Below are 12175 nucleotides of genomic sequence, written 5' to 3'. Positions count from 1 at the left end.
AGTTAATCTGAAGTGACAAGCATTTCCTGAAAAAAATTGACCGAAAGCTACTTTTTTATACGAACGCGGTAAAAACAGACATTTCCCGGCCAATAATCAGGCAAATCAGCTCTCCCGGCGGCACAAATCAGCGCCATCGTCGCAGCGACCGATGCTATCCTGTTTAACTTACGCTCTTTGCTGACCGATTTTCTTCAAGAAGGATTTTCAATGATTCGCTCCGCGCGCAGTATGGCCGGCCTGCCCTGGATCGCCGCCATGGCGTTTTTTATGCAGGCTCTCGACGCCACCATCCTGAATACCGCGCTTCCCGCCATTGCCACTAGCCTTGAACGTTCCCCACTCGCCATGCAGTCCGCTGTCATCAGTTATACGCTCACGGTCGCGATGTTGATTCCGGTCAGCGGCTGGCTGGCCGATCGCTTTGGCACGCGTAAGGTGTTTATTGTGGCGGTTTCCCTGTTCACGCTCGGGTCACTGGCCTGTGCGCTGTCCGGATCGCTGAGCATGCTGGTGGTTTCGCGCGTGGTGCAAGGCGTTGGCGGAGCAATGATGATGCCGGTAGCGCGTCTGGCGCTGCTGCGCGCCTATCCGCGCAGCGAACTGCTGCCGGTACTCAACTTCGTCACCATGCCCGGCCTGGTCGGACCGATTCTTGGCCCTATGCTCGGCGGTCTGCTGGTCACCTACGCCAGCTGGCACTGGATCTTCCTGATTAATATTCCTATCGGCATCGCCGGCATCTTCTATGCACGCAAATATATGCCAGACTTCACCACGCCAAAACGCCGCTTCGATTTCGGCGGCTTTATGCTGTTTGGTTTTGGCCTGGTGCTGATCTCCATCGGTATTGAGCTGTTTGGCGAGCGTATCGTATCGCCGTGGCAGGCGGTGCTGGTGCTGGTCAGCGGCGTGGTATTGCTGCTGCTCTATATTATGCATGCGCGCCGCCATCCGGCTCCGCTGATTAGTCTGCCGATGTTTAAGACACGCACGTTCTCCGTCGGGATTATCGGTAATATTGCCGCGCGTCTCGGTACTGGCTGTATTCCGTTCCTGATGCCGCTGATGTTACAGGTAGGATTTGGCTATCCGGCGATCATCGCCGGCTGCATGATGGGCCCTACGGCGATTGGCTCGCTGCTGGCTAAATCCACCGTGACTCAGGTGCTGCGCCGCTTTGGCTATCGTAAAACGCTGGTGGGCATTACGGTTATCATCGGCGTGCTGGTCGCCAGCTTCGCGCTGCAGTCGCCGGACGGAAGCATCATCATGTTGCTGGTGGCGCTGTTTGTACTGGGCATGGCGATGTCCACCCAGTTTACCGCCATGAATACCATCACGCTGGCGGATTTGAATGATGAGAACGCCAGCGGCGGCAATAGCGTGCTGGCGGTAACGCAGCAGGTGTCGATCAGTTTTGGCGTGGCGGTCAGCGCCGCCGTGCTGCGCTTTTACCAGGATTTTGAGAGCACCACGGTGCAGCAGTTCCACGCCACCTTCTTTACCATGGGCGTGATTACCGTGCTGTCGGCGCTGGCGTTTCTGATGTTACGGCCGGGTGATGGCCGTAACCTGATCGCCAACCGCGAGAAAACGCGTAAAAGCAGTTAAACCGAACCGCGCTCCACCAGCTCCGGCGTCAGCACCAGCGTTTGCTGGCTGGCGTCGGGATCGCTCATACGATGAATCAGCGTATCAATGGCCAGCTCGCCCAGCTCATCTTTCGGCTGATGAATGGTACTGAGCGGCGGCGTCAGATAGCGCGCCAGCTCAATGTTGTCATAGCCCATCACCGCCATATCCTGCGGCACGCGCAGTCCCGCCTGATACAGGGCGTGATAGACGCCCACCGCCATCGCATCGTTGCTGGTAAACACCGCCTGCGGTGGCGGATCGAGCGCCAGCAGCTGATTCATGGCGTTAAAACCGCCCTGAAATTCGAAATCGCCGTCCACCACATAGCCCGGCGGCACCGCCAGCCCACTGGCAGCCATCGCCTGATGAAAACCGTCCAGACGCAGGCGCGCCGGGGTTTTATCCAGCGGCCCGGCAATACAGGCGATGCGGGTGTAACCGCGATCAATCAGATACTGCGTAGCCAGTTCGCCGCCCAGCAGCGCGTTATCCTGAATAATATCGCCGCGCCCTTCAAACGGCGCCCAGTCCATCATCACCATCGGCACCGAAGGATAGCGATTAAGGATGTCGGCGGAGGGCAGATGGGTTTCCGTGCACATCATCAGCAGGCCATCCACGCGCTTCTGCATCAGCGTTTCAAGGCTGCGATTCATGCGCTCTTCATCGCCTTCGGTATTGCACAGAATCAGGCTGTAGCCGCGTTCATAGCAGCTGTTCTCTACACCGCGCACCACCTCCGAGTAGAACGGGTTGCTGCTGGCGGTCAGTAACATGCCAATGGTGCGCGTTTGCTTGATCTTCAGGCTGCGCGCCAGCGCCGACGGCGCGTAGTTTAATTCGCGAATCGCCTGTTCCACTCGGTCGCGCACCTGTTCACTAACAAAACGGTTGTTGTTGATAACGTGCGAAACGGTGGAGGTGGAGACGCCCGCCAGACGGGCGACATCTTTCATGGTAGCCAAGCGCTTAACCCTGTTGCTGCAGGAATGCGTCAATCTCAGTGCGCCACGGCACTGAGGGCTGTGCGCCCGGGCGCGTCACGGCAATGGCTGCCGCCGCATGGGCAAAACGGACCGCATCCTGCATCGCCACGCCTTCCAGCCGCGCGGTAATGAAGGCACCGTTGAAGGTATCACCGGCAGCGATGGTATCCACCGCCTGCACGCTGAAGCCGGGAATACGCTGTCCCTGGCCCTGCTCGCTGAGCCATACGCCGCGCCGGCCCAGCGTAATCAATACGGTATCGATGCCTTTGGCGTGCAGCGCCTGAGCTGCCCGCGCCGCGTCGTCGTCGTCGTTGACGGCGATACCGGTGAGGATTTCCGCTTCGGTTTCATTCGGCGTAATGATGTCGATCAGCGCCAGCAGCTCATCAGAGAGCTGGGTCGCCGGTGCCGGATTGAGGATCACCTGAGTGTGACTGGCGCGCGCGATGCGGGCCGCAGCCAGCACGCTGTCCAGCGGCGACTCCAGCTGCATCAGCAGCGCATCGGCCGAACGAATTACCTGCTGGTGGCGCTCCACATAGGCTGGCGTCAGCGCCGCGTTCGCGCCTGAGTAGATGCCAATGTTATTTTCGCCTTCGCCATTCACGAAGATCATCGCCACGCCGGTGGCTTCCTGCGCCACGGTTTCCACCGGAGCGGTATCAATCTGGTCCTGCTGCAGCTGCTGGCGAATACGTTCGCCGATGTCATCTGCACCCACGCAGGCAATAAAAGCAATGTCAGCGCCGGCACGGCCAGCCGCGACGGCCTGGTTGGCCCCTTTACCGCCAAAGGCAACCTGATACTGTTTCCCGATCACCGTTTCACCCGGACGGGGAAAATGGGCGAGGTTGAGGATGTGGTCGGCGTTGATGCTGCCGAGTACCGCCAGTTTTGCGCTTTTGCTCATAGGGAGTTATCCAGGAAGTTGCGCCACCGCGAGGGTGGCGCGTTGCCATGCTTTTCTTTGGGTTTTATTTAGTAACCAGTTTCAGGTCAACCGGGTTGATCGCCTGCACTTTTTCGCCCTTCAGAACTTTATCTGCGGTATCGACGCCAATCATACCAATCTTGTCTGGCATCTGTGCAACGGTCGCGCTGAGTTTACCGGATTCTACCGCCTTCACGCCGTCCGCGGTGCCGTCAAAGCCCACCACCAGCACGTCGGTTTTGCCTGCAGTCTGCAGCGCACGCAGCGCGCCCAGCGCCATTTCGTCGTTCTGGGCAAAGACTGCCTGCACGTCCGGATGCGCCTGCAGCAGGTTCTGCATCACGTTCAGACCTTTAGTACGGTCGAAGTCAGCCGGCTGGCTGGCCAGCACGTTGAATTTGTGCGCGTCAGCGGCCTGCTTAAAGCCTTCACCACGCTCGCGGGCAGCGGAAGTGCCGGCAATGCCCTGCAGCTCGATGATTTTCGCACCGTCGCCCAGTTTCTTCGCGATGAAATCGCCGGCCATTTTGCCGCCGAAGCGGTTATCAGACGCCACGTGGCTGACAACTTTCCCCTGCGCCGCCATACGGTCCAGCGTAATCACCGGGATGTTCGCCTGGTTAGCCATTTTCACGGCGTTACCGACCGCGTCAGAATCCGTTGGGTTGATCAGCAGCAGTTTGGTGCCGCGCACAGTGAGATCCTGCACGTTTGCCAGCTCTTTTGCCGGGTTGTTCTGCGAGTCGAGCACCACCAGGTTATAGCCCAGCTTATCGGCTTCTTTCTGTGCGCCATCTTTCAGCGACACAAAGAACGGGTTATTCAGGGTTGAGACCACCAGCGCAATCGTATCCTTAGCCATCGCGCCAGCACTGAGGGTGGCGCCAAGGATGACGGCCAATGCAGTTAACTTTTTCATTTCTTTAATCCTGTGTGAAGGTCAGAGTTACTTACTGCTTTTGTTATCCACCAGCACCGCCAGCAGAATGACGACGGCTTTGACAATCATCTGGTAGTAAGACGATACGCCCATCAGGTTGAGGCCGTTATTAAGGAAGCCGAGAATCAGCGCACCAATCAGCGTGCCCATAATGCGCCCTTTACCGCCCGCGAGGCTGGTCCCGCCCAGCACCACCGCAGCAATCGCATCCAGTTCATAACCGGTGCCCGCCGTCGGCTGCGCCGAAGAGAGACGCGCCACTTCGATGGTGCCCGCCAGCGCCGCCAGCAGGCCGCACAGCGAATAGACGATGACTTTAACGCGGTTAACGTTGATGCCGGACAGGCGCGTGGCCGCTTCGTTACCGCCCAGCGCATAGATGTAGCGGCCGAGGCGGGTGTGATGCAGCATGTACCACGCCAGCGCGAACACCACCGCCATCAGCCATACCGGTGTCGGAATGCCCAGCGGGCGACCAATGCCGAACCAGCCAAACAGATCGGCGTTATCGCTGAAGCCGGTGTTGATCGGACTGCCGTTGGTGTAAACCATGGTGACGCCGCGCAGTAGCAGCATCATCACCAGCGTAGCGATAAACGCCTGCACCTTGCCGCGCGCCACAATCACGCCGGTAATGGCACCAATAAAGGCGCCGAGCGCCAGCGATGCCGCCACGGCCACCAGCGCATTAACTTCCAGCCCGACAATCGATGCCGCTACCGCGCCGGTCAGCGCCAGCAGCGAGCCGACCGAAAGATCGATGCCTGAGGTCAGAATCACCAGCGTCATGCCCACCGCCATGATGGCGTTGACCGATGTCTGCTGCAGGATGTTGAACATGTTGGGCAGCGTGAAGAAGTTCGGGCTCTGGCTGGCGACCACGGCGATCAGCACAATCAACGCGATCAGCGATTTCTGCTCCAGCAGCCAGGCTTTGCTGAACCAGCGACGGCTGGCAGGTAAGGTTTGGGTACTCATACAACTAACTCCTCGCTGTGTTGCTTACCGACCGCCGCTGCCATCAGGGATTCCTGGGTAGCCTGCTCACGGGAAAATTCGCCACTCAGATGGCCTTCATGCATCACCAGAATGCGGTCGCTCATGCCCAGCACTTCCGGCATTTCCGACGACACCAGGATGATGCTCAGCCCTTCGGCTTTAAACTGGTTAATTAACTGATAGATCTCTTTTTTCGCCCCAACATCGACGCCGCGCGTCGGCTCGTCGAGGATCAGCACATCCGGGCGCGTCATCAGGCCACGCGCAATCGCCACTTTTTGCTGATTACCGCCGGACAGCAGACCGATCGGCTGCATCATTGATGGCGTTTTCACATTGAACAGGCGAATAAAATCGCCCACCGCCAGCTGCTCTTCGGCGTGCTTCAGGCCGCCATCGGCGCGGCTGAAGTAGCGCAGCGCGGTCAGCGACATGTTCTCTTTGACCGACATCCCGAGCACCAGTCCGTCACGCTTACGGTCTTCCGAGATATAGACGATGCCGTTGGCCAGGCCGTCCTGCGGCGAGCGGGTGACAATCTCGCGGCCGTTAAGCGTCACTTTGCCGTGCGTACGCGGCAGCGCGCCGTACAGCACCTTCATTAATTCGGTGCGGCCCGCACCCATCAGACCGGAGATGCCCAGAATCTCGCCCTTACGCAGGGTAAAGCTGACATCTTCTACGCCCGGTCCGCTAACGTGCTCGACCCGCAGCCGCACCTCGCCCGGTGTCTGATCGAGATGCGGATACTGATCCTCAAGCTTGCGGCCAACCATCATTTCGATCAGGCTCTCTTCGCTGAGATCGCCCACCGCGCGCTCGGCAATAAACTGGCCGTCGCGGAACACGGTGACGTCATCGCAAATCTCAAAGATCTCTTTCATGCGGTGGGAGATATAAACAATGCCGCAGCCCTGCGCTTTCAGCTCATTGATGACGCGGAACAGCGACAGGGTTTCGGTATCGGTCAGCGCATCGGTCGGTTCATCCATAATGATGACCTGCGACTCGAAGCTGAGTACTTTGGCAATCTCTACCATTTGCTGGTCGCCAATCGACAGATCGCCCACCAGCTTGTGGCTGCTGAAGCGCAGATTGAGGCGCTTTAACAGCGCATCCGCCGCGGCATACATCTGTTTCCAGTCGATGCGGCCAAAGCGGTTAACGAATTCACGGCCGAGGAAAATATTCTCCGCGACGGTCAGCTGCGGGATCAGGTTCAGCTCCTGATGGATGATGCCGATGCCGGCTTCCTGAGACGCTTTCGGCCCGGAGAACGTCACTTCTTTGCCCAGCCAGTGCAGCGAACCGGCGTCCATGCTGTAGATGCCGGTCAGCACCTTCATCATGGTGGATTTGCCTGCGCCGTTTTCCCCGACCAGCGCCATCACGCGCCCGGGATAGACCGCCAGCGACGCGCCGTTGAGCGCCTTCACGCCGGGAAATGATTTTTCAATTCCCCTGAGTTGCAATAACGGTTGCATAGCGGCCTCAGAAAGTGACGCCCGCGCTCAGGATGACATTCGCATACGGAGAGCACTCTCCGCTGCGAATGACCGCCTGACTGCGCTGAGTGTGTTGTTTGAACTGTTCATGGCTGGTGTAACGAACGCTAATCACATTCCCCTGGTGCTGTTGCAAGGCTTCGAGCACGGCGATCAGCTGGCTGTGGAGTTGCGGATTGTGTTGTTGGATCTCCTCCGCTATCAGGGCGCTCTCAACCTGCATCTCCTGCGTGATGACCTCCACCACCTGTAAAAAATCGGGCGTACCGGGCGTCAGCGCCAGATCGATGCGCTGTGGACCGGCCGGGATCGGCAAGCCCGCATCGGCAATCGTCAGCGTATCGGTATGCCCGAGGCGGGCAATCACATGAGAGACTTCAGCGTTTAACAGGCGACCTTTTTTCATTTATTCCACTCCACAGCGAAACGTTTCGCTGTCTGGCAGTGTATTAAATGTACATGGCAACTCAATGACGGCATCACGGAAATGTGATCGCCATCGAAACGTTTCGCCTGGGCCGGGGAAAATTTGAGTTTGGCGGGATGGCGGAGCCCGCGACGTGGCTCCGCAGGGGAGGTTAGGGCAGTTTACGCACCTGTTTAACGTCCAGTTCAATCGAATTGAAATCCTTATCCAGTTCGCCGGTCAGCTCGACCTGATCCTTCGGCGTAATGGTCTGGCCGTTCCAGCGTTTGTGGTCGATCTCCACTTTCATGCTACCGCTGCTGTCGCGGAACAGATAATCTTCATCGCCGATCTGCTTATCAAGCTGGCCGCGCACGGTGATCCAGCTGTCATCCTTCATCTCTTCGGCCTGTTTTACCGTCACCACACTGCTGTTATCGGCCTTAAAACCGCCGGCTTTAGCCTGAGCGGCTGGCGCGTTCGGGTCGACAAAGCCACCCTGCTGGGCGGCTAACACCGGGGTTGCCGCCAGGGCGATAATGGCTAACAGCGCTGCACTCTTTTTCATTTTTCACCTCATTTCCATGTCTGTGCGGATTACGGGAGCTATTTCACCACAGGGTTCTTAACAGGATCTTAAGGGAAAAAAAGAGGGGAAAAATAAGCCAAAACGGGCGAATGACGCTGTACAAGCGCGCATCTGCTTCGTATAAACCCCCAGGTAACCGGGAGAAACGCATGCGCATTTTATTAATTGAAGACGATACGCTGATTGGCGATGGCCTGAAGGTCGGCCTGACCAAACTGGGTTTCAGCGTCGACTGGTTTGTCAGTGGCGAAGCCGGATTTCAGGCGCTCAACGCGGCACCGTGGGATGCCGTGGTGCTGGATCTGTCGCTGCCGCAACGTGACGGGCTGGACATCCTGCGCCAGTGGCGTGAGCAGGGCGCGGATGTCCCGGTGCTGATCCTCACCGCACGCGATGCGCTGGACCAGCGCGTGCAGGGCCTGCAACTCGGTGCTGACGACTATCTGTGTAAGCCGTTTGCGCTGACGGAGGTGGCCGCGCGTCTGCAGGCGCTGATTCGTCGCCGTCACGGTCAGCTGCAGCCGGAGCTGCGTCACGGCAGGCTGGTGATGGCTCCCGGCAGCCACAGCGTGATGGTCGATGGCGAACCGCTCAGCCTGAAAAGCCGTGAGCTGGCGCTGCTGGAGCTGTTCCTGCGCAATCCCGGTCGCGTACTGACGCGCGCACAGCTGGAGGAGAAACTGTACAGCTGGGACGACGACGTTTCCAGTAACGCGGTCGAAGTGCACATCCACCATCTGCGTAAAAAGCTCGGCAGTCAGTTCATCCGCACCGTACACGGCATTGGCTACACGCTGGGAGCGGCAGAATGAGTCTGTTTCTGCGACTGGCCATCGGCTTTCTGCTGTTAATTATTCTGTGTGGTGCCAGCGCCACCTTTAGCGCATGGCAGCAGACGCGCGACACCGTTAATGAGCTGTTTGATACCCAGCAGATGCTGTTCGCCAAACGCCTGCTGGCGCTGGATGCCAGTCGCCTGCAGGCCGCCTCGCTGCCAAAAACCAAAGCGATTTTGCGCCACCATCGCGGCGATCAGGATGACGACGCGCTGGCCTTTGCGGTGTTCAGCGCCGACGGCAAACCGCTGCTGAACGACGGCGAAAACGGCCGCGATTTGCAGTTTACAGCGGATCGCGACGGCTTCCACGATGGTCGCCTGCGCGGCGATGACGATCGCTGGCGGCTGCTGTGGCTGACGTCAGCCGATAAGCAGTGGCGCGTGGTGGTTGGACAGGAGTGGGAATATCGTGATGACATGACGCGCGATCTGGCACTGAGCAGCCTGCTGCCGTGGCTGGTAGCCATGCCACTGATGCTGCTGTTGCTGCTGGCACTGGTGTGGTTTGAGCTGCGTCCGCTGAAACGCCTGACCGCATCGCTGCAGCAGCGCGCGCCGGATGATGCCACCCCGCTGACGCCGCAGCGCCTGCCGCTGGAGGTGAAGCCGCTGGTGGCGGCGCTGAATGGCCTGTTTGCCCGCATGGCACAGCTGGTCCAGCGCGAGCGGCGGTTTACCTCCGATGCGGCGCACGAGCTGCGCAGCCCGCTGGCAGCGCTGCGCGTGCAGAGTGAGGTGATTCAGCTGGCCGGCGATGACGAGGCGATGCGTAACCATGCGCTGCAGCAGCTCGACAGCGGCATCCTGCGCGCCACGCGGCTGGTCGATCAGCTACTGACGCTGTCGCGCGTCGAAGCGGACGATCTGCGCAGCGAATTTCAGCCGGTCCCCCTCGCACCGTTGCTGCACCAGCTGGTGACCGAACACCAGGCACAGGCGGCAACGCAGCACACCAGGCTGACGCTGACGGCTGACGCGGAACCGGTGATGAACGGTCATCCACTGCTGCTGGGTTTACTGCTGCGCAATCTGCTGGATAACGCGCTGCGCTACACACCGTCCGGCAGTGAGATTCAGCTGCGGCTCAGCGCGCGCAGGCTGGAGGTGGTGGATAACGGACCGGGCGTTAGCGCAGAGCAGCTGGCGCGGCTGGGCGAACGCTTCTGGCGACCGCCGGGGCAGGCGCAAACCGGCAGCGGGCTTGGCTTGTCGATTGTGAAAAATGTGGCTCAGCTGCACGGCATCCGGCTGACCTTCAGCGCGGTGCAGCCGCAGGGGCTGCGCGTCACCCTCAGCTGGTGACGCGCGATGCGTCAGATTTCGACCTGAGTACCGAGCTCGATTACCCGGTTAGGCGGAATTTCAAACTGATCCGGCGCGCGCAGGGCGTTGCGCTGCAGCGCAAGGAACAGCTTGCCGCGCAGACGCAGATACCACGGGCGTTTGCCGATGATCAGCGACTCGTGTGACATAAAGAATGAGGTTTCCATCATGCGGCAGTTGAGCCCTTCGAGGCCGCAGCGGTGGAAAATCTCCTCGACGTTCGGCGTTTCGCGCCAGCCGTAGCTTGCCACCACGCGCCAGAAGGTGGGCGACAGCTGCTCAATGGTCACGCGACGCACGTTGTGCACATAAGGCGCATCTTCGGTACGCAGCGTCAGCAGCACCACGCGCTCGTGCAGCACCTTGTTGTGCTTCAGGTTATGCAGCATGGCAAAGGGGATGACATTGAGCGCTCGCGACATGTAGACCGCCGTGCCCGGCACGCGCACCGGCGGCGATTTCTCCAGCGAGGCGATCATCGCCTCCAGCGAATTGCCATGCTCATGCATACGACGCAGCAGGCGGAAGCGCTCGCTCTTCCACGTGGTCATCACGATAAACATCATCAGCGCCAGCGTCAGTGGCAGCCAGCCGCCGGAGAATACTTTGACCAGGTTAGCGGAGAACAGCGAAACGTCGATGCACAGCATCGCGATGAGAATCAGCACCACCAGGTAGCGATTCCAGTGCCAGTTCTGAATCGCCACCGTTGAACACAGAATGGCGGTCAGCACCATGGTACCGGTCACCGCAATCCCGTAGGCGGCCGCCAGATTGCTGGAGTGCTCAAAGCCGACGATTACAATCACCACAGAGAAATAGAGCAGCCAGTTGATCACCGGAATATAAATCTGGCCGGATTCCTCTTCGGACGTGTGCACGATGCGCATCGGCGGCAGATAGCCAAGACGCACCGCCTGGCGCGTCAGCGAGAATACGCCGGAGATCACCGCCTGCGAGGCGATCACCGTGGCCAGCGTCGCGAGAATCAGCATCGGAATCAGCGCCCAGTCCGGCGCCAGCAGGAAGAACGGGTTTTTGATGGCCTCCGGATGCTCCAGCAGCAGCGCGCCCTGGCCGAAATAGTTGAGCACCAGCGACGGCAGCACCACCACAAACCATGCCAGGCGAATCGGAAACTTACCAAAGTGGCCCATATCGGCATACAGCGCTTCAACGCCGGTGATCGCCAGCACCACCGCGCCCAGCGCGAAGAACGATACCGTTTTGTACTGAATAAAGAAGTGCAGCGCCCAGTACGGGTTCATGGCATGCAGCACCTCAGGATTATTGATGATACTGCGCGCACCCAGCACCGCCAGAATGATGAACCACAGCAGCATCACCGGCGCAAACAGCTTACCGACAATACCGGTGCCGTGTTTCTGAATCACAAACAGCAGCGTCAGTACCGCAATCGCCAGCGGCACAATGTAGCTATCGAGGCTCGGCGCGGCGATCTCCAGCCCTTCGATGGCCGAAAGCACGGATACCGCCGGCGTGATCACCACTTCCCCGTAGAAGAAGCTGCCGCCAATCAGCCCCATGATCACCAGAATCGCCGTGGCGCGTGCGCCGGTATTGCGGCCCGCCAGTGACATCAGCGTCAGGATCCCGCCTTCACCGGCGTTGTCGGCGCGCATCACATAACTGATGTATTTAAGCGAAACCACCAGAATCAGCAGCCAGAAGATCAGCGACAGAAAGCCAAACACCGCCTCGCGTTCCACGCCAAAGCCGAACTGACCAGAGAGACACTCGCGCAGGGTATAGAGCGGGCTGGTACCGATATCGCCATACACCACGCCGATCGCCGCCAGAGTGACTGCGCCAAGGGACTGTTTCTTATCCGAGCTCATAAGTTGTCTTTTGTTGGAGCCGCGCAGGCCTCAGCCCGGCGCTCAGATCATCAAAAAGCGCACAGTATGCACATATTCCCGAAAAAACCTACTTTTACCGTCTGGCATTACGCCGTCTGTGCAGCGTTTTTTCGCCGAAAATCGGCGCGAAATGCGCT

The 12175-nt window shown here is 59.3% G+C and carries 11 protein-coding genes; 3 read left to right on the top strand and 8 right to left on the bottom strand.

Features of this window, described 5'->3' with window-relative positions:
• The first annotated feature begins 210 nt into the window (after positions 1-210).
• The gene (mdtD, locus tag OXR61_RS22855; RefSeq protein ID WP_021508168.1) at positions 211-1614 is read left to right on the top strand and encodes a multidrug transporter subunit MdtD; all 1404 of its coding nucleotides are present in this window, start codon (positions 211-213) and stop codon (positions 1612-1614) included.
• On the opposite strand, the gene rbsR is transcribed toward mdtD, so the two are convergent.
• The 7 genes from rbsR to OXR61_RS22820 all read right to left on the bottom strand — a co-directional run bounded on the left by rbsR (position 1611) and on the right by OXR61_RS22820 (position 7976).
• A complete protein-coding gene (rbsR, locus tag OXR61_RS22850) occupies positions 1611-2594 on the bottom strand; it encodes a ribose operon transcriptional repressor RbsR (RefSeq protein ID WP_021508169.1) in 984 nt (327 codons plus the stop codon). The genes mdtD and rbsR overlap by 4 nt on opposite strands.
• 13 nt (positions 2595-2607) lie before the next feature.
• Positions 2608-3537, bottom strand: coding sequence for a ribokinase (gene rbsK, locus OXR61_RS22845; RefSeq protein ID WP_021508170.1), 930 nt, complete (start codon positions 3535-3537; stop codon positions 2608-2610).
• A 64-nt stretch (positions 3538-3601) separates the two neighbouring features.
• Positions 3602-4477, bottom strand: a complete 876-nt coding sequence (gene rbsB / locus OXR61_RS22840) for a ribose ABC transporter substrate-binding protein RbsB (protein WP_021508171.1) — start codon at positions 4475-4477, stop codon at positions 3602-3604.
• A gap of 27 nt (positions 4478-4504) precedes the next feature.
• The gene (gene rbsC, locus OXR61_RS22835) at positions 4505-5476 is read right to left on the bottom strand and encodes a ribose ABC transporter permease (protein WP_021508172.1); all 972 of its coding nucleotides are present in this window, start codon (positions 5474-5476) and stop codon (positions 4505-4507) included.
• The gene (rbsA, locus tag OXR61_RS22830; protein WP_031279830.1) at positions 5473-6981 is read right to left on the bottom strand and encodes a ribose ABC transporter ATP-binding protein RbsA; all 1509 of its coding nucleotides are present in this window, start codon (positions 6979-6981) and stop codon (positions 5473-5475) included. The genes rbsC and rbsA overlap by 4 nt, the downstream gene beginning before the upstream one ends.
• Before the next feature lie 7 nt (positions 6982-6988).
• Positions 6989-7408, bottom strand: a complete 420-nt coding sequence (gene rbsD, locus OXR61_RS22825) for a D-ribose pyranase (RefSeq protein ID WP_021313542.1) — start codon at positions 7406-7408, stop codon at positions 6989-6991.
• A 172-nt stretch (positions 7409-7580) separates the two neighbouring features.
• A complete protein-coding gene (locus OXR61_RS22820; protein ID WP_021508174.1) occupies positions 7581-7976 on the bottom strand; it encodes a NirD/YgiW/YdeI family stress tolerance protein in 396 nt (131 codons plus the stop codon).
• A 170-nt stretch (positions 7977-8146) separates the two neighbouring features.
• Between OXR61_RS22820 and qseB the strand changes: the two genes are divergently transcribed.
• Positions 8147-8809 (top strand): quorum sensing response regulator transcription factor QseB, encoded by a 663-nt coding sequence (gene qseB / locus OXR61_RS22815; protein WP_021508175.1) that lies wholly within the window; start codon positions 8147-8149, stop codon positions 8807-8809.
• Complete coding sequence (qseC, locus tag OXR61_RS22810) at positions 8806-10137, top strand: quorum sensing histidine kinase QseC (protein ID WP_021508176.1); 1332 nt, start codon at positions 8806-8808, stop codon at positions 10135-10137. The genes qseB and qseC overlap by 4 nt, the downstream gene beginning before the upstream one ends.
• Positions 10138-10148: 11 nt before the next feature.
• Here the strand turns inward: qseC and kup are convergent, their stop codons facing one another.
• Entirely contained in the window at positions 10149-12017 is a 1869-nt protein-coding gene (gene kup / locus OXR61_RS22805) for a low affinity potassium transporter Kup (protein ID WP_021508177.1), read from the bottom strand.
• Positions 12018-12175: the final 158 nt, after the last annotated feature.

The organism is Pantoea sp. GM_Pan_4, from assembly GCF_026541005.1.
In the GTDB taxonomy this organism is placed as follows: Bacteria; Pseudomonadota; Gammaproteobacteria; order Enterobacterales; family Enterobacteriaceae; genus Pantoea; species Pantoea dispersa.
The sequence above is the reverse complement of the archived record's forward strand: the minus strand, read 5'-3'. Positions and strand labels throughout refer to the sequence as shown.